This is a genomic window from Halomonas shantousis, assembly GCF_054654615.1.
This window is the reverse complement of record NZ_BAAIER010000002.1, coordinates 451,948-470,321: the sequence shown is the minus strand read 5'-3', so window position 1 is coordinate 470,321 and position 18,374 is coordinate 451,948. Positions and strand designations below refer to the sequence as shown.

The following is an 18,374-nucleotide window of genomic DNA, read 5'->3' as shown; positions in this document are numbered from 1 at the left end:
CCTTTTCTCCTTTGCTGCCCCATCCTCAGTAGAATCAGGCATTCCCCAGCCCATATGGCTTTGCAAGGCAAAAGCGGTCAGCTACACTGGAGAACCTGCATATTGCGAATCGATATCGCCGCATGTTCAAAGGATTTAACCGCTTTTTTCAACGCCCTGGTGAACGCTTGAAAACCCTGTTCGGAACTCAGGACGCCATAGAAGACACCACACCCAAGCTGCGCGTCATTCCACGGGAAGAACATTCCGTCTCGCGCCAGTTGTTCAGCGAGAACGCCCTGAAAGTCCTCTACCGTCTGCATAACGCCGGCTTCGAGGCTTATCTGGTGGGCGGATGCGTGCGCGATTCACTGCTGGGCAAGCCTCCCAAGGATTTCGATATTGCGACCAATGCGACTCCGGATGAGGTGCGGGATCTGTTTCGCAACTCCCGTCTCATCGGTCGACGTTTTCGCATCGTACATGTCCGCTTTGGTCGCGAGATCATCGAGGTCACGACCTTCCGTGGTCAGCCAGGTGCAGACCACGACGAGACGCTGTCCCACCAGTCCGTGGATGGTCTGCTGCTGCGGGACAACGTCTGGGGCAGCATCGAAGAAGATGCGCTACGCCGTGACTTCACCGTCAACGCGCTCTATTACAATATCGCCGACTTCTCGATCCATGACTGGGCGGATGGCTTGCGCGATCTCGAATCACGCACGCTGCGCCTGATTGGCGACCCGGTGACGCGTTATCGCGAGGACCCGGTGCGGATGCTGCGGGCAATCCGTTTTGCCGCCAAGCTCGGGTTTACCTTCGATCCGGCCACCGAAGCCCCGATTCGCGAGCAGGCGCCGCTGCTGCTCCAGATTCCCCCTGCGCGGCTGTTCGAGGAAGTGCTCAAGCTCTTCCTGTCCGGTCAAGCTGTTGCTTCCTTCCATCTGCTTCGCGAATACGGCCTGTTCGCCATGCTGTTTCCGGAAGCCGATGAGGTCATCAACGCCAAGCCCTGGGCCGAAAAGCTCATCGAGCAGGCACTTGCCAATACCGATCAGCGTATTCAGCAGGAGCGTCCCGTTACGCCGGCATTCCTGTTTGCCGCTCTGCTGTGGCCCGGTATGCGCGCCCGCGCCGAGCATCTCGAAGCCCAGGGCATGCCCCCCGTACCGGCCCAGCAGACGGCCTCTCAGCAAGCTGTCTCGCGACAGTTGCAGCACACGTCGATTCCCAAGCGCTTCAGCTTGCCCATGCGCGATATCTGGGACCTGCAGCAGCGTCTGCCCAAGCGTCGCGGCAAGCGGGCTTTCCAGACCCGCGAGCATCCTCGCTTTCGGGCGGCTTATGACTTTCTGCTGTTGCGTGAAGCTGCAGGCGAAATCGATTCCGGCCTGGGCGACTGGTGGACGGCGTTTCAGGAATCCGACGAGCATGGTCAGCGCCGATTGCTGAGCAAGGTCGACAGCGACCCCGCAGGAACTCCCGCAGGACGCAAGCGACGTCCGCGCCGGCGTCGGCGCGGCGCCAGCTCTACGCCGCCAACCCTTGATGACTGATCATCGCGCCTATATCGGCCTGGGCAGCAACCTCGATGATCCCCAGCGGCAGCTGGAACAGGCGTTCGCCGAGTTCGACCGCTTACCGCTGACTCGGCTGTTGCGCCGCTCCCGGCTGTTCGCCAGCGCGCCGGTAGGGCCGCAGGATCAGCCGGATTACCTCAATGCCGTCGCCGAACTTTCCACACGCCTGTCGCCGCTGGCACTGCTCGATCAGTTGCAGACACTCGAACAGCGCCATCGGCGTGTTCGCCAGCGTCGCTGGGGCCCCCGCACGCTCGATCTGGACCTGCTGCTGTACGACGAGCAGCATTGGGACACGCCACGCCTGAGCCTGCCGCACCCGGAGATGCATCGTCGTGGCTTCGTCCTGGTACCACTGGCAGAACTGGCCGGCGAACGTTACCTGTATCACGGCCAGACGATCGCCGAGCTGGCCCAGCAGCATGTCAGCAACGACTTGCGAGCCCTGGCACCCCAAAGGTAGAGTTGCCTCCTGAGTGTTACCGTTTCACACTTCACATCCGGCCCGTAACAACTACCGTAACACTTACCGCCAACCCGCACGCCCAGGCAAAGCGACATATACGAGACGCCCTCATGAAAACCGTCACCTTGAGCACGCTGAACGCGTACAAGCGCGCCGGCGAAGCGTTCAGTTGTCTGACCGCTTACGATGCGACTTTCGCCCATGCTGCCGATGCCGCCGGCATCGACGTGCTACTGGTAGGTGATTCGTTGGGCATGGTGCTGCAGGGCCATTCCAGCACCCTGCCGGTAACGCTCGACGACATCTGCTACCACACGCGCTGCGTGGCACGCGGCAAGCAGCGCAGCCTACTGATGGTCGATCTGCCCTTCATGAGCAACGCCTCTGTTGATCAACTGCTGCGTGACGCGGGAGCGTTGATGCGTGCCGGGGCGGAGCTGGTCAAAATCGAAGGCGAGGCCTGGATGGCCGATGGCGTCCGGGAGCTGGTTCGCCGCGGCGTGCCGGTGTGTGCTCACCTGGGCCTGACCCCGCAGTCCGTGCATCAGTTGGGAGGCTACAAGGTGCAGGGGCGCGAGGATACGCGAGCCCGTCAGATCGTGGAGGACGCCTGCGCCCTGGTAGAAGCCGGCGCCTCGGTGATCCTGCTCGAGTGCGTGCCGGCCAGCCTGGGGCGCGCCGTACGCGATGCGGTCGAGGTGCCGGTGATCGGTATCGGCGCCGGCCCCGACACCGATGGTCAGATCCTCGTCATGCATGACGTCCTGGGCGTCACGCACGGCCGCACGCCCCGTTTCACCAAGAACTTCCTGGCCGGCGCGGCGTCCATCGAGCAAGCATTTCGAACCTATCATGACGATGTCAAGGCACGCCGCTTCCCGGCGGAGGAGCATAGCTTCTGATGCGCATCTCGCAGCAAATCGATGAGTTACGCCAGATATTGGATAATCACCGTCGCTCCGGGCAGCGCATCGCGCTTGTGCCGACAATGGGCAACCTCCACGAGGGCCACTTGGCATTAGTCGCGGCGGCCCGCAAGAGAGCGGATGTGGTGGTGGCCAGTATCTTCGTCAACCCCATGCAGTTCGGGCCCGACGAGGATCTCGATGCCTATCCGCGCACTCTGGCCGAAGATCAGCGCAAGCTGAGCGATGCCGGCTGCGATGTACTGTTTACTCCTTCGCCCGCCACCGTCTATCCTCACGGTCTCGAGAGTCAGACCTCGGTCCATGTCCCTGACGTTTCGGCGGGGCTTTGTGGCGCCAGCCGCCCCGGTCATTTCGATGGCGTCGCAACCGTCGTGACCATGCTGTTCAATCTGGTACAGCCCGATGTCGCCTGCTTCGGCGAGAAGGATTACCAGCAGCTTGCCGTGATTCGCAAACTGGTCAGCGATCTTCACTTTCCCATCGAGATCGTCGGCGTTCCCATCGTCCGCGCCGAGGACGGCCTTGCCCTGTCGTCGCGCAACGGCTACCTCAATGAGGCGGAACGGGCCAGGGCGCCGGCGCTTTATCGCACCCTTTGTGAGTTGCGCAGCACACTCGAAGGCGGTGCGACGCCTGACGAGGCAGTGCGCAAAGCACTGGCGCAGCTAAGTGAAAACGGCTTCAAGCCAGACTATCTCGAAATCCGGCGCGCCCACGACTTGGGTCAGGTCGACGACACTACCGTCGAGGCCGTGATTCTCGCCGCGGCTCATCTGGGCCCCGCGCGTCTGCTCGACAACCTGACGGTCACCCTGCCGCGCTAATGGCGCGGTCGCGTAGAGAGGAACCTCCATGCATACCATCATGCTCAAGGCCAAACTGCACATGGCCCGTGTCACCCATGCCGTACTCGAATACGAGGGCTCCTGTGCCATCGATGGCGATCTGCTGGACATGGCCGGCATCCGCGAATACGAGCAGATCCAGATCTATAACGTCGACAATGGCAAGCGTTTCACGACTTACGCCATTCGCGGCGAAGAGGGGTCGCGGATCATCTCGGTCAATGGCGCCGCGGCCCACCAGGCAAGCGTCGGGGATCGCGTGATCATCTGCAGCTATGCCCACTACAGCGCCAATGAACTCGACCTTCACAAGCCTTCGTTGATCTATCTCCAGGAAGGCAATACGGTCAGCCACACCAGCCACGCCATTCCCGTTCAGGTCGCCTGACCGGCTCCCGTAACGGCCCAAGCCGTTACGGGACCCCCTCTTCTCCTCCCAGCCTAATCCTATCGCCTGATTGCCGCATGGCGAGCGGCTTCCTATGCTGTCGGATTCCCGCTGTAGTTCAAGGAGTCTTCCATGCAGGACGTGGTGATCGTGGCAGCACGTCGTACCGCTATCGGCACATTCAATGGCTCGCTCGCCGGCATTCCCGCCACCCGGCTCGGCGCTCTGGTCATCGAAGACATTCTCAAGCGCACCGGCGTGGCTCCCCACGAGGTCGACGAAGTGCTGCTGGGTCAGGTACTGACGGCAGGATGCGGGCAGAACCCCGCCCGTCAGGCCGCGATCCTGGCGGGGCTGCCCGAGGCGGTGCCCGCCATGACAATCAACAAGGTCTGCGGCTCCGGGCTCAAGGCGCTGCACCTGGGAGCGCAGGCGATTCGTTGCGGCGATGCGGACGTGGTACTGGCGGGCGGCCAGGAGAACATGTCGTTGGCGCCCCACCTCCTGCCGCACTCGCGCACCGGACAGCGCATGGGTGACTGGAAGGCCATCGACTCCATGGTGCACGATGGCCTGTGGGATGCCTTTAATGACTACCACATGGGCATCACGGCCGAGAACCTGGCCGAGAAGTATGGTATCAGCCGCGAGGAGATGGATGCTTTCGCGGCACGGTCACAACAGAAGGCGGTGGCAGCGATCGAGGCCGGTCGCTTCAAGGATCAGATCGTCCCGGTGCCACTGACGCAGCGCAGGGGTGATGCCGCGATGTTCGATACCGACGAGGGCCCCCGCGCCGGCATCACCGCCGAGAAGCTCGCCGCCATGCGTCCGGCCTTTCGCAAGGAAGGCAGCGTGACGGCCGGCAATGCCTCGTCCATCAACGATGGTGCCGCGGCGGTCATGTTGTGTTCCGCGCAGAAGGCCCGACAACTCGGACTGACGCCACTGGCGACCATCAAGGCCTATGCCAGCGCCGGCGTCGATCCGGCCATCATGGGTATCGGTCCGGCGCCAGCCACGCGCCGCTGTCTGGAGAAGGCCGGCTGGTCGATCGAATCACTGGACCTTATCGAAGCCAATGAAGCCTTCGCCGCCCAGGCGCTGGCGGTCAATCGCGAGCTGGGCTGGGATGCGCAGAAAATAAACGTCAATGGCGGCGCCATTGCGCTGGGTCATCCCATTGGCGCCTCGGGCTGCCGCGTCCTGGTAACCCTGCTGCACGAGATGATCGCCCGCGATGCCAAGAAGGGGCTGGCCACGCTATGCATCGGCGGGGGACAGGGCGTGGCGCTGGCCATCGAACGTTAGCGAGACCATGAAAAACGCCCCTGCATGCAGGGGCGTTCTCGACCAGACGGCGTGTCGCGTTCCGGTTTATTCGACCAGCGTCGCTTCGAAAGCCGCCTTTTCTTCCGCCGTGATCTCCTTGATGGAGAGCTTCACCCGGTTGCGGTTGTCGATATCGAGCACCTTGACGATGACTTCGTCGCCTTCGTTGAGGAAGTCACGCACGTCGTTGACCCGCTCAGGAACGATCTGAGAGATGTGCACCAACCCGTCGGTCCCCGGCATGAAGTTGACGAAGGCCCCGAAATCGGCGATGCGCACCACCTTACCGCGATAGAGCTTGCCGATTTCCGCTTCGGCAGTAATACCGAGCACGGTATCGATCGCCTTCTTGGCCGCCGCCTTGTCCTCGGCATAGATGCGCACGGTGCCGTTGTCATCGATATCGATCGAGGCGCCCGTTTCCTCGCAGATGCCACGAATCGTGGCGCCGCCCTTACCGATGACATCACGAATCTTGTCGGGGTCGATCTTGATCGTCGCCATTGACGGCGCATTGACCGAGACTTCCTCGCGGCTCGTGGAGATCACCTGGTTCATCTGCTCGAGGATCTGCAAGCGTGCCTCATGCGCCTGCTGCAGAGCGACTTCCATGATCTCCTCGTTGATTCCCTCGATCTTGATGTCCATCTGCAGCGCCGTGACGCCCTGCGCCGAGCCGGCCACCTTGAAGTCCATGTCGCCGAGGTGATCTTCGTCACCCAGAATGTCGGTCAATACGGCGAACCGGTCACCATCCTTGACCAGGCCCATGGCAATGCCCGCTACCGGCGCCTTGAGCGGCACTCCCGCGTCCATCAGCGCCAGCGAGGAACCACATACCGACGCCATGGAACTGGAGCCGTTGGATTCGGTGATTTCGGAAACCACACGAATGGTGTAGGGAAACGCCTCTTCGCTGGGCAGCATCGCCTGAACCCCGCGGCGCGCCAGACGGCCATGGCCGATCTCGCGGCGCTTGGGACCGCCCATGAAGCCGGCTTCGCCCACGCTATAGGGAGGGAAGTTGTAGTGCAGCAGGAAACGATCCTTGCGCTCGCCTTCCAGCGACTCGATCAGTTGAGCATCGCGCAGCGTACCCAGAGTAGCGATGACGATCGCCTGAGTCTCGCCACGGGTGAACAGGGCCGAACCATGGGTCTTGGGCAGCACATCGACCTGAATGTCCAGCGGGCGGACGGTCTTCTGATCACGCCCATCGATGCGTGGCTCACCATTGATCACCCGGCCACGAACCACCTGCTTCTCCAGGCGGGCGAAGGCTTCCTTGACATCCTCTTCGCTGAACTGCCCCTCGTCCTCTCCGCCCAGTTGTTCGACGGCCCGTGCGCGCAGTTCGGCCAGGGCATCCTGGCGCGCCATCTTGTCGGTGACACGATAGGCTTCCCCGATACTGCTCTCGAAAGCCGCTGCCATGGCCTCCTTGAGGGCGACGTTTTCGCCCACCGGCCGCCAGTCCCACTGCGGCTTGCCCGCTTCACCGACGAACTCGTTGATTGCGATGATGGCAGTCTGCATTTCCTGATGGGCAAACAGAACCGCGCCGAGCATCTCGTCTTCGGTAAGCTCCCGGGCTTCGGATTCCACCATCAGCACGGCCTGCTCGGTACCGGCCACCACCATGTCGAGCTCGGACACGGCCAGTTCTTCGACGCTGGGGTTCAGGTAATAACCACGGTCTTCGGTGAAGGCCACGCGCGCCGCACCGATCGGCCCCTTGAAGGGAACACCGGAAATGGCCAGCGCCGCGGAGGTACCCAGCATCGCGGCGATATCGGGATCCTGGTTGCGATCTGCGGAAAGCACCGTACAGATCACCTGGACCTCATTCATGAATCCCTTGGGAAACAGCGGACGGATCGGACGATCGATCAAGCGGGACGTCAGCGTTTCCTTTTCGGTGGGACGGCCTTCGCGCTTGAAGAAGCCGCCGGGAATCTTGCCCACCGAGTAGGTTTTTTCCTGATAGTGCACGGACAGCGGAAAGAAGTCCTGCCCGGGCTTGACGTCCTTCCTGGCGACCACCGTGCACAGGACAACCGTATCATCCATGGTGATCTGCACGGCACCAGTGGCTTGCCGGGCGATGCGCCCTGTCTCGAGGGTGACGGTACTCTGACCGTACTGGAATGTCTTTTTGACCGGATTCACGGTGACGTCCTTTGACTTTTTCAGTTTCGTATGTACTCGGCGGCCATATTAATGCGTACCGGGGGACAATAAAAGAACAAGCAACCCGAGGGTTGCTTGTTCGAAAGACGCAGTGCTGGCCAGGGGCCGGTCGGTTTAGCGACGCAGGCCCAGGCGCTTGATCAGCGACTGATAGCGGTCGAAATCCTTGCGCTTGAGGTAGTCCAGCAGCTTGCGGCGCTGGTTTACCATGCGGATCAGACCACGACGGGAGTGATGATCCTGCTTGTTGGTCTTGAAGTGGTCCTGCAGACCGTCGATGTTCGCGCTCAGCAGTGCGACCTGCACCTCGGGGGAGCCAGTGTCGTTCTCACCACGGCCGTATTCGTTGACGATTTCGGCCTTTCTTTCAGCGGTCAATGCCATCTGTTTCTCCAGTAAGCAATATGCCTGAATGATGAATGTCGAAGACCACGCATATTTGCAGTCTCCAGTAACCCGCTAACGCGGGCGATGTCAGGAGATCGTGACGATATTCCCGACAGGTCCCGCCGCCTCGCGGCAGCGGAAAGCTTCCTAATGATCCGGCGCCATCAGCGACGTGTCGATCAGCCGACGGGGAGCGATCTCTCCGGATCCGCTCACCTTGGCGAGCCCCAGAAAGGCGCTATCACGATACAGCCTCACCACATCGTCTTGAACCAGCCCCGCGGTATCGGCGCTTGCCCGCTGTCCGTGCGTCAGACGGTGCGCCGCATCGGCGCTGACGAAGAGGCGGGGAAGATGAGCCAACAGGACATCGACAGGCTGCAGGACGGCGTCGCGAGCCGCGATATCCAGGGCCTCGAGCGCCTCGAGGGATTGCATGTGCTGATCCGTAAAGGGCCCTGACTTGAGACGGCGCAGCGCAGTGATATGCGCCCCGCATCCCAGCTCGCGCCCAATATCCTCGGCCAGTGTCCGAACATAGGTCCCCTTGCTGCAGGAGACTTCCAGTTCGAAACCCGTCACGTCACGGGCCAGAAGGCGCGTATCATAAACCTTCACGCGCCTGACTGCACGCTCGACCGTTTCCCCCTTCCGGGCCAGCTCGTACAACGGCCTGCCCTGATGCTTGAGTGCCGAGTACATGGGCGGAATCTGCTCGATTTCGCCGCGAAAACGCGACAGTACCGCCTCGACATCGTCATCGGACAGTGCCGGCACCGCCGTGCGTTCGATGATCTGCCCCTCGGCATCGCCGGTATCGGTCACCTCGCCCAGTCTGACCCGGGTCCGGTAGACCTTGTCCGCATCCAGCAGATACGAGGAAAACTTGGTCGCCTCACCGAAGCACACCGGCAACAGTCCCGTGGCCATGGGATCCAGCGTCCCGGTATGTCCCGCCTTCTGGGCCTGGTAGATGCCTCGTGCCCGCTGTAGCGCCCGATTCGACGATAGCCCCTGAGGCTTGTCGAGCAGCAGGACACCATGTACCGGACGTCCCCGACGACGTCGCGCCATCAGCGTTCATCCTCGCGCTCGGAGGCGTCATCCTCCGGCGCATCGCTCTGCCGGGCACGGTCCTGCGCCACCGCTTCATCGATCAGCGATGACAGACGCTGCCCCCGCACCACGCTCTCATCGTAATGAAAACGCAACTCCGGAACATGGCGCAGCTTGATACGGCTTGCGATCTGAGAACGCAGGAAGCCGGCGGCACGCTTGAGCACCGCCAGGTTTTCCTTGATGGTTTCGGCATCATTCTCACCCAGCAGGGTGACATAGATGTCAGCATATCCCAGATCACGGCTGACGGTGACCGAACTGACGGTGACCATACCCAAGCGCGGATCCTTGATCTCGCGCTGGATGAGAATCGCCAGCTCTTGCTGCAGTTGATCGGCCACTCGGTCGGTACGCTTGAATTCGCGCATATGACTCTCCTTCGACGTCTTCAGCCTCTGTTCGGACCCGCGACGCTCGGTGATATCGACTCCGTCTCGGAAGCACCTTACCTGCGGAAACGGTGCTTCTTCGATGGATTCGTCCTATCTCCGGAACGCCGCTCGTCAACAGGAGACTACAGCGTACGTTCGACCCTCACCTGATCGAAGACCTCGATCTTGTCGCCAACCTGTACATCGTTGTAGTTCTTGACGCCGATGCCGCACTCCATGCCGTTACGGACCTCGTTGACGTCATCCTTGAAGCGACGCAGGGATTCCAGCTCGCCTTCATAGATGACCACGTTCTCCCGCAGGACACGGATCTTCTTGTTACGGTGCACGGTCCCTTCGATAACCATACAGCCGGCCACGGCACCGATCTTGGGTGCGCGGAAGACGTCACGAACCTCGGCCACGCCAATGATGTCCTCACGCCACTCCGGTGCCAGCATGCCGCTCATGGCCTGCTTGACCTCGTCGATGAGCTGGTAGATGACGCTGTAGTAGCGCAGGTCCAGCCCCTCGCGTTCGATGATCTCGCGTGCGGAGGCATCGGCGCGCACGTTGAAGCCGACCACGATCGCCTCACTGGCAAGCGCCAGGTTGGCATCGGTTCCGGTGATACCGCCCACTCCGGAAGACACCACGGCCACCTTGACCTCATCGGTGGAGAGCTCCTCGAGCGCGCCACGGATGGCCTCCAGCGAGCCCTGTACGTCAGCCTTGAGCACGATGTTGACCTTGGCCACCTCGTCCTGCCCCATCTGGCTGAACATGTTCTCCAGCTTGGCTTTCTGCTGACGGGCCAGGCGTACGTCACGGTACTTGCCCTGACGGAAGTTGGCCACTTCACGCGCCTTCTTCTCGTCAGCCACGACCGTGAACTCTTCCCCGGCTTCCGGCGTACCATCCAGCCCCTGGATTTCCACCGGCATGGAGGGCCCCGCAGAGTCGACCTGCTGACCGAGTTCGTTGACCAGCGCACGAACGCGACCGTAATGCAGGCCCGCCAGGACGATGTCGCCCTTCTTCAAGGTACCGTTCTGTACCAGTACCGTCGCCACCGGGCCACGCCCCCTGTCGAGACGCGATTCGACGACCACGCCCTTGCCCGGCGCTTCCGGCACGGCCTTGAGTTCCAGGACCTCGGATACCAGCAGTACCGCCTCGAGCAGAGCGTCGATGCCTTCCCCGGTCTTCGCCGAGACATGCACGAACTGTGTATCGCCGCCCCACTCTTCGGAGATGACGCCATGCTGGGACAGCTCGTTGCGGACACGATCGAAATCGGCCCCTGGCTTATCGATCTTGTTGACGGCAACCACGATCGGCACTTCGGCCGCCTTGGCGTGCTCGATCGCCTCAACGGTCTGCGGCATCACGCCATCGTCAGCCGCCACCACCAGGATGACCACGTCAGTGGCCTTCGCACCGCGGGCACGCATGGCGGTAAACGCTGCGTGTCCCGGGGTATCCAGGAAGGTCACGCCGCCATTTTCATCCTCGACGTGATAAGCCCCGATATGCTGGGTGATGCCCCCCGCTTCACCAGTGGCCACCTTGGTACGGCGAATGAAGTCGAGCAGCGACGTCTTGCCGTGATCGACGTGACCCATGACCGTGACCACCGGAGAGCGCGTGATCTCCTCACCCTCGTAGGAAATGCCCTCGAGGACTTCGGTCTCCAGCGCGTCATCCTTGATCAGCTTGGGCTTGTGACCCATTTCCTCGACGACGATCGCCGCCGTGTCCTGATCGATGGTCTGGTTGATGGTGACTGCCGCACCCATGGTGAACATGGCCTTGATGACTTCATTGGCCTTGATCGACATCTTGTCGGCAAGTTCGGCAACACTGATAGACTCGGGGATGGAGACTTCACGCACGATCGGTTGTGTCGGCTTCTGGAAGCCATGTGCGTTGTCACGACCACCACGACGGCTGCCGCGACGCTCGGAACGCTTGACCTTCTTGGCGGCACCGCCGCGCCGACGCTCGTTGCGCTCGCTACGGTCATCATCTTCACTACGCCCGCCCTTGCGGCCACCGGCTGCACGACGATCGGCATCCTTCTTCTGCCCACGACGATTGTCGTTGCGCGGTTCCTTGGGCGGTGCCTCGACGAACGGCTCCGAGCTGCTGACCTCTTCCTCTACGGGCTGCTCGTCAGCAGGCTTGGCAGTCGGCTTGCTTGCCTCGGGCTTCACCTCAGGCGCGGCCTGTTCACGTGCAGCCTCTTCCGCTCTGGACCGTTCACGAACCGCATCCTCAGCCGCGACCCGCTCGCGTTCTTCCTGCTCCGCTTTCGCACGTGCCTGATTGGAAGTGGCCATGTCGCCGACCAGCTGTACCGGCCCCGAATGCGCCTGCGGCTCTTCCTTGGGCGCCTCGGTTTCCTCGTCGCGCTTGACGTAGGTCCGTTTCTTGCGGACCTGCACCTCGATGGTCTTGCCCCGACCATCACCGGAACGAATCCGGCTCTTGGTGTTGCGCGTCAGGGTGATACGGTTCTTGACCCCGCGACCGCTGCCGTGACTCTTGGTCAGGTGATCCAGCAAACGCTGCTTGTCTTCTTCGGAGACCGCATCGCCTTCGTTCTTGTGCGGGAGACCCGCTTCTTTCATCTGTTCCAGTAAGCGGGACGTGTCACGCCCCACCTTGACTGCGAAATCTTTAACTGTCATTTCTGACATTACGACCCTCCTGAGCCCGTGACCTAATTACTGTTCGCTCTCGAACCAAGGCGCACGGGCAGTCATGATCAGTGCCGCAGCGCGCTCCTCGTCCACATCGTCGATGTCCTTCAGGTCATCGATGGACTGCTCGGCAAGGTCCTCCATGGTGACAATGCCCCGGCTGGCCAGAATGAAGGCCAGGTGACGATCCATACCGTCCATCTCCAGAAGATCTTCGGCAGGCTGAGCACCATCAAGCACCTCCTCGGAGGCAATGGCCAGGTTCAATAGCTCATCCTTCGCCCGAGCGCGCAATTCTTCGACGAGATCCTCGTCGAAATCATCAATCTCGAGCATTTCCTCGAGCGGCACGTAGGCCAGTTCCTCGAGTGAGGTAAAACCTTCATCAATCAACACACGGGCCAGCTCTTCGTCGATTTCCAGATGATTGATGAAGTACTCGACCAGACTGTCGATCTCCTGCTCACGCTTGCCTTCGGCTTCGTCGACCGTCATGACGTTCAGCGTCCAGCCGGTCAGTTCCGATGCCAACCGGACGTTCTGACCGCTACGGCCGATTGCCTGGGCAAGGTTGTCCTCGGCGACGGCGACATCCATGGAATGGGCGTCTTCGTCAACCAGGATGGAGGCGACATCCGCCGGCGCCATTGCGTTGATCACCAGCTGAGCGGGATTATCGTCCCACAGGATAATATCCACTCGCTCGTTGCGCAGCTCGTTGGAGACCGCCTGGACACGCGATCCCCGCATCCCGACACACGCCCCGACCGGATCGATGCGCTTGTCGTTGGTCTTGACCGCTATTTTAGCCCGAGCGCCGGGATCGCGAGCCGCTCCTTTGATCTCGATGAGCTGTTCGGCGATTTCCGGCACTTCGATCTTGAACAGATCGATGATCACTTCCGGACGGGTACGCGACAGGATCAGCTGCGAACCGCGCGCCTCGGGATCCACCTTCCACAGCAGTGCCCGGACCCGCTCATTCATCCGATAGCGCTCGCCAGGGATCATCTCGCTACGCGGCAGGAAACCCTCGGCATTCTCGCCCAGATCGATGATCAGCCCGTCACGTGTCGTTTTCTTGACGATGCCGGCAATCAGTTCGCCTTCACGTTCGGTGTACTGACGTACGATTTCCGCACGCTCGGCCTCGCGAACCTTCTGGACGATGACCTGCTTGGCGGTCTGTGCAGCGATGCGCCCGAAAGCGACGGACTCGATCTGCTCCTCGACCACTTCTCCCAGTGCCAAGGGCGGATCACGCCGCTCGGCCTCGGACAATGGAATCTCACTGTCGGGATTTTCGAATTCGTCATCGTCGACCACCGTCCAGCGGCGGAAGGTGTCGTAATCGCCGGTAGTGCGGTTGATCTTGACCCGCACGCTGGCGTCCTGGCCCTCGAAGCGCTTGCGCGATGCGCTGGCCAATGCCGCTTCGACTGCCTCGAAGATCACTTCACGGGGAACGCTCTTTTCATTCGAGATCGCGTCAACGACCAGCAGAATCTCTTTGCTCATGCCTTTGCCTCGCCAGAAAAGCTGTCCTTAATCATCAAACCGCGGCACGACGCGCGCCTGCTCGATGCTTTCGATGGGAAAGCAGTATTCCTCTTCACCGAGATGCAGTAGTACCTCGTCTCCTTCGATCCCTACCAGGCGACCCTGAAACTTGCGACGCCCATCGAAGGGAGTACGCAGCTTGAGTTGCACGTCGCTGCCCCTGAAGCGGTCGAAATGATCAAGGGTGAAAAGAGGCCGGTCCATACCGGGCGAAGACACCTCAAGCCGGTATTCGCCGGGAATCGGATCTTCGACATCGAGCACGCCGCTGACCTGCCGGCTGACGCTGGCACAATCGTCGACGGTGATACCACTGGGATTCTCGATATAGATTACCAATCGGGAATGTTTGCCCTGGGCGAAATAGTCGAGTCCCCAGAGCTCAAAGCCCATGGCCGAAACCACCGGCTCGATGAGCGCATACAGCGCCGCGTCCTTGATTGCCACAGACGAAGGCTCCTACAGCAGTTGCATCAGGCACCTGACCGGGAGTATAGAAGGAAGCTAGGTGGCTGATTGGCGTTGTCGTCAACAGGATAAGCTGCTAACAAAAGGCCCCTTCACTGGAAGGGGCCTTTCGAAAGAAAAACTTGGTAGCGGGGGCCGGATTTGAACCGACGACCTTCGGGTTATGAGCCCGACGAGCTACCAGACTGCTCCACCCCGCATCATAGGCTGGCGATTATATTCGCTTTGCCTGCTAGCGTCAACAGCACCTGACTGTTGCCGCCTCTTGCCAATCGAACGTCTCATCAGCCATGTCACCGGCTGGAGAGTGGTGCCGAAGGCGGGACTTGAACCCGCACGACCGTAAGGTCACTACCCCCTCAAGATAGCGTGTCTACCAATTCCACCACTTCGGCATCAGGGGGAGAGGGTTGCCTCACTGCGTTTGCACAGCCATCAATAACTGCGAAACCGTGACGCCATACCCTTACTCTTGGCCACTCAGACACGAGCAACCTGATCGCAACATCCGCATCCAGCGCTTACTGCCCGCTTTCCTCGAGTGCTGGCGCAGCATTATTCATATTATTGCTGTCCTCGTCAAGCGTTGGCAGCGTATTTTGCTGCTCGACCACCTGCGCGTCGGGAATACCCGCTTCCGGCGCTTCCCCTGCCTGGGAGGCGAAGTACGCCAGCACCAGGGAGGTGGCAAAGAAGACCGCCGCCAGGACACCGGTCAGCTTGGCAAGAAAACCGCCACTGCCGCGTGAACCAAACACCGTTTGCGACGACCCGCCACCGAAGGAGGCGCCTGCCTCGGCGCCCTTGCCCTGCTGCAGCAGAACGAGAACCACCAGAGCGATGGCGATCGCCACATGAACTAACAATACTGCGATTTGCATGGATTCAACCTACCGAATGACAAATAGCTAAAAAATCGTCGACCTTGAGCGATGCTCCGCCTATCAGGCCGCCATCAATGTCCGGCTGAGACAGGAGTTCAGCTGCATTGCCGGCATTCATACTGCCGCCATAGAGCAAACGCAGCCCGGCCGCCAGATCGCGATCGAAACTGGCCTGATAGGCACGAATCGCGGCCATGACCTCCTGAGCCTGCTCGGGCGTGGCTGTGCGCCCACTACCGATGGCCCAGACCGGCTCGTAAGCGATGATCACCCGGCTACGCTGCTCCGGCTCCAGCCGCGCCATGACGTGCCCCACCTGGCGCAGCACGACCTCGTTGGTACGCCCGGCATCGCGCTCTTCAAGCATTTCTCCCACACACAGGATGGGATGGATGTCTGCACTGAGCGCTGCAATCAGCCGATCATAGACATCCTCGTCGGCCTCGCGATACAGGTGGCGACGCTCGGAGTGGCCGATAAGCGCATATTCGACACCGAACTCCTTGAGCATCCTGCCGCTGACCTCTCCCGTATGCGCTCCGGAGTGCAACGGATTGAGCGTCTGGGCACCCAGGCTCAACGGAGTTCCGGAGAAAGCCCGTCGCGCCGCTTCGAAATAAGGAAACGGCGGGAAGAGCGCAACATCCAGCGATGCCGGCAATTCGACATCAGAAAAGGCACGACCGAATGCCTCGATCAGCTCGGTCGAGCCATTCATTTTCCAATTGCCTGCGATCAGCGGCTTACGCATAGGACTTGTTCCTTCAAGTGGTGCGAAATGGTATAGGAGCGCTCTTGACAAGACAACCGAAACCGACATCCGCCTCCCTCTCGCTTCAACGGCTCAGACTGCCATCCGCCTCCCTGCTTCAAAGCATCTGCGCCTCGACGCTCGCAGCGATGCGGCGTGCCATGGCCGAGACGTCGAAATACGGACGTCCCTCCACCATCACCCGTATCAGCGGCTCGGTCCCCGACGGACGAAGCAGCACTCGCCCCTCGCCCTTCAATTCGCGCTCCACGCTCGATACGGCCTTCTGGACGGCATCGCTGGCCAGCAAAGCCTGCTTGTCCGCCTGCGGCACCAAGCGCACATTGATCAGCGCCTGAGGCGCCTTGTCGAATCCCTTGAGCAGCCCCGCCAGAGGAATGCCCTCACGGATCATGATCGCCAGTACCTGCAACGCCGAGACGATACCGTCCCCCGTCGTCTGTACATGCCCACACACGATGTGTCCCGACGACTCGCCTCCAAGCTGCCAATCATTGGCAGCCAGCAACTCCATTACATAACGATCCCCGACCTGCGCGCGGGCAAACGGGACTCCCATCGACTCGAGAGCTGCCGCCAGGCCGAAGTTGGACATCAGCGTACCGACTACACCGCCTTTGAGCACACCGCGGCCATGCCGATCCCGGGCGATCATGTACAGGATGTCGTCACCGTCGATTTCACGCCCGTCGGCGTCCACCAGCACGACACGATCTCCATCGCCGTCGAAGGCCACGCCAAGATCCGCCCCTCGCTCGATCACGGCAGCGCGCAGCGACGCGGGATGGGTTGAGCCGACCAGGTGATTGATATTGAGGCCGTCCGGCTGCACCCCCATCAGGCTGACATCGGCACCCAACTCACGAAAGACACTGGGCGCGATGTGATACGTCGCACCATGGGCGCAGTCGAGCACGACCTTGAGGCCATGCAATCCCAGACGATGGGGAATGGTGGATTTGCAGAACTCGATGTAGCGTCCCGCCGCATCATTGATGCGCACCGCCTTGCCAAGGCAATCGGGCGCTACGGTTTCCAACGGCTTGTCGAGCTCCGCCTCGATCTCCTCCTCGACGCTGTCGGGCAGTTTGGTGCCCTCGGCAGAGAAGAACTTGATGCCATTATCCTGAAAGGCATTATGCGAAGCGGATATGACGATACCGGCATCCGCACGAAACGTCCGGGTAAGGTAGGCGATCCCCGGTGTCGGCATGGGACCGAGCAGCGAAACATCGGTCCCCGCTGCGGACAGCCCGGCTTCCAGTGCCGACTCGAACATGTATCCCGAAAGACGCGTATCCTTGCCGATCAACACCTTGGTTCGTGCCTGTCGGGAGCGACTGGACAACCTGCGAGACAGTACACGCCCCACGGCCCAGCCCAGCTTGAGCATGAAATCCGCAGTAATCGGATATTCGCCCACGGTGCCTCGAATCCCATCGGTTCCAAAATAGCGTCTTGTCATACTTCATCGCCTTCCTTCAGCACGGCCCAAGTCATGTTCACCGCGTCCACGGTAGGCCCAACGTCATGTACGCGCAGAATACGTGCGCCTCGCTCCACCGCCAGCGCTGCCAGCGCCAAACCGCCCGGCAGGCGCTCCTCCACTGATCTCCCCAGCGTCTTGCCGATCATGCTCTTGCGAGACATGCCCACCAGGATGGGCAGGCCGATATCGGCCAGCGACTCCAGACGATTAAGCAGGCGAAGGTTATGGGCGACACTCTTGGCGAATCCGAAGCCGGGGTCGACTATCAGGCGACTCCGCTCCACCCCGGCCGCCTCACACTCGGCAACGCGCGTCCTGAGGAAATCGGCCACGGCCTGTTCCACCGGCATATCGTAGTGGGGCGCATGCTGCATGTTGCTCGGCTCACCCAGCATATGCATCACGCATACGGGAAGACCGCTCTGTGCCGCCGCTTGCATGGCACCCGGCAAGCGCAGCCCTCGCACGTCATTGAGCATACCCGCTCCGGCACGTGCCGCCTCGCTCATGACTTCCGGACGGCTGGTATCGACGGACACCAAGGCGTCAAGTTCATTGACCAGGCGCTCCACGACCGGGATGACACGTTCGAGCTCTTCATCGGCGGACACACTGGCGGCCCCCGGCCGAGTCGACTCCCCCCCGATGTCCACGATCGAGGCCCCTTCGGCCAGCATGCGTTCGGCGTGGCGCAGCGCCGCATCGCCCACATTGTGGCGACCGCCATCAGAAAAGGAGTCGGGAGTGACGTTGAGGATGCCCATGACGCGGGGAGAGGAAAGGTCGAGCCTGTGCCTGCCACAAAGCAGCGAGGCGCGTGATTCAGTGTCAGTCATTCCAGCCGTTGCCTGCTCGAAAACCTTCACTGTAACACGCGCCCCGGATGGTGCAAGGCGCCGAAACGGCGCCC

General features: G+C 61.3%; 17 protein-coding genes and 2 tRNA genes. 6 read left to right on the top strand and 13 right to left on the bottom strand.

All coding sequences use genetic code 11. The features are described from left to right. The first annotated feature begins 122 nt into the window (after positions 1–122). The 6 genes from pcnB (at position 123) to ACYQ12_RS02870 (ending at position 5,498) form a co-directional block, all read left to right on the top strand. Complete coding sequence (gene pcnB, locus ACYQ12_RS02895) at positions 123–1,535, top strand: polynucleotide adenylyltransferase PcnB (RefSeq protein WP_459867450.1); 1,413 nt, start codon at positions 123–125, stop codon at positions 1,533–1,535. Next, positions 1,528–2,022: a 2-amino-4-hydroxy-6-hydroxymethyldihydropteridine diphosphokinase gene (gene folK, locus ACYQ12_RS02890; protein WP_459867447.1), complete on the top strand. Its 495-nt coding sequence runs from the start codon at positions 1,528–1,530 to the stop codon at positions 2,020–2,022. The genes pcnB and folK overlap by 8 nt, the downstream gene beginning before the upstream one ends. A gap of 113 nt (positions 2,023–2,135) precedes the next feature. Further along, positions 2,136–2,927 carry a 3-methyl-2-oxobutanoate hydroxymethyltransferase gene (gene panB / locus ACYQ12_RS02885; protein WP_459867444.1) on the top strand — a complete coding sequence of 264 codons (792 nt, stop codon included), beginning with the start codon at positions 2,136–2,138 and terminating at the stop codon, positions 2,925–2,927. After that, a complete protein-coding gene (gene panC / locus ACYQ12_RS02880; protein ID WP_459867441.1) occupies positions 2,927–3,778 on the top strand; it encodes a pantoate--beta-alanine ligase in 852 nt (283 codons plus the stop codon). The genes panB and panC overlap by 1 nt, the downstream gene beginning before the upstream one ends. Before the next feature lie 28 nt (positions 3,779–3,806). Then, the gene (gene panD / locus ACYQ12_RS02875; RefSeq protein WP_459867438.1) at positions 3,807–4,187 is read left to right on the top strand and encodes an aspartate 1-decarboxylase; all 381 of its coding nucleotides are present in this window, start codon (positions 3,807–3,809) and stop codon (positions 4,185–4,187) included. A 132-nt stretch (positions 4,188–4,319) separates the two neighbouring features. After that, positions 4,320–5,498: an acetyl-CoA C-acetyltransferase gene (locus ACYQ12_RS02870; RefSeq protein ID WP_459867435.1), complete on the top strand. Its 1,179-nt coding sequence runs from the start codon at positions 4,320–4,322 to the stop codon at positions 5,496–5,498. Positions 5,499–5,564: 66 nt separating this feature from the next. Here ACYQ12_RS02870 and pnp read toward each other — a convergent pair whose 3' ends face one another. The 13 genes from pnp to folP form a co-directional block, all read right to left on the bottom strand. Further along, positions 5,565–7,688 carry a polyribonucleotide nucleotidyltransferase gene (gene pnp / locus ACYQ12_RS02865; RefSeq protein WP_459867433.1) on the bottom strand — a complete coding sequence of 708 codons (2,124 nt, stop codon included), beginning with the start codon at positions 7,686–7,688 and terminating at the stop codon, positions 5,565–5,567. Between the two features lie 135 nt (positions 7,689–7,823). Then, the gene (rpsO, locus tag ACYQ12_RS02860; protein ID WP_459867430.1) at positions 7,824–8,093 is read right to left on the bottom strand and encodes a 30S ribosomal protein S15; all 270 of its coding nucleotides are present in this window, start codon (positions 8,091–8,093) and stop codon (positions 7,824–7,826) included. Positions 8,094–8,243: 150 nt separating this feature from the next. After that, positions 8,244–9,170, bottom strand: a complete 927-nt coding sequence (truB, locus tag ACYQ12_RS02855) for a tRNA pseudouridine(55) synthase TruB (RefSeq protein ID WP_459867427.1) — start codon at positions 9,168–9,170, stop codon at positions 8,244–8,246. After that, complete coding sequence (rbfA, locus tag ACYQ12_RS02850; RefSeq protein ID WP_459867424.1) at positions 9,170–9,583, bottom strand: 30S ribosome-binding factor RbfA; 414 nt, start codon at positions 9,581–9,583, stop codon at positions 9,170–9,172. The genes truB and rbfA overlap by 1 nt, the downstream gene beginning before the upstream one ends. A 146-nt stretch (positions 9,584–9,729) precedes the next feature. Continuing rightward, positions 9,730–12,288 (bottom strand): translation initiation factor IF-2, encoded by a 2,559-nt coding sequence (gene infB / locus ACYQ12_RS02845; protein ID WP_459867421.1) that lies wholly within the window; start codon positions 12,286–12,288, stop codon positions 9,730–9,732. A 27-nt stretch (positions 12,289–12,315) separates the two neighbouring features. Further along, positions 12,316–13,809, bottom strand: coding sequence for a transcription termination factor NusA (gene nusA, locus ACYQ12_RS02840; RefSeq protein WP_459867418.1), 1,494 nt, complete (start codon positions 13,807–13,809; stop codon positions 12,316–12,318). A gap of 27 nt (positions 13,810–13,836) precedes the next feature. Continuing rightward, entirely contained in the window at positions 13,837–14,298 is a 462-nt protein-coding gene (gene rimP / locus ACYQ12_RS02835; protein ID WP_459867415.1) for a ribosome maturation factor RimP, read from the bottom strand. A gap of 144 nt (positions 14,299–14,442) precedes the next feature. Continuing rightward, positions 14,443–14,519: transfer RNA gene (locus ACYQ12_RS02830), tRNA-Met, on the bottom strand. A gap of 108 nt (positions 14,520–14,627) precedes the next feature. Beyond that, a tRNA-Leu gene (locus ACYQ12_RS02825) sits at positions 14,628–14,714 on the bottom strand. Between the two features lie 126 nt (positions 14,715–14,840). Beyond that, positions 14,841–15,200: a preprotein translocase subunit SecG gene (gene secG, locus ACYQ12_RS02820; protein WP_459867412.1), complete on the bottom strand. Its 360-nt coding sequence runs from the start codon at positions 15,198–15,200 to the stop codon at positions 14,841–14,843. A 4-nt stretch (positions 15,201–15,204) separates the two neighbouring features. Next, positions 15,205–15,954: a triose-phosphate isomerase gene (gene tpiA / locus ACYQ12_RS02815; RefSeq protein ID WP_459867409.1), complete on the bottom strand. Its 750-nt coding sequence runs from the start codon at positions 15,952–15,954 to the stop codon at positions 15,205–15,207. 118 nt (positions 15,955–16,072) lie between these two features. Beyond that, positions 16,073–17,440, bottom strand: coding sequence for a phosphoglucosamine mutase (gene glmM, locus ACYQ12_RS02810; RefSeq protein WP_459867406.1), 1,368 nt, complete (start codon positions 17,438–17,440; stop codon positions 16,073–16,075). Then, entirely contained in the window at positions 17,437–18,300 is an 864-nt protein-coding gene (folP, locus tag ACYQ12_RS02805) for a dihydropteroate synthase (RefSeq protein ID WP_459867403.1), read from the bottom strand. The genes glmM and folP overlap by 4 nt, the downstream gene beginning before the upstream one ends. Positions 18,301–18,374: the final 74 nt, after the last annotated feature.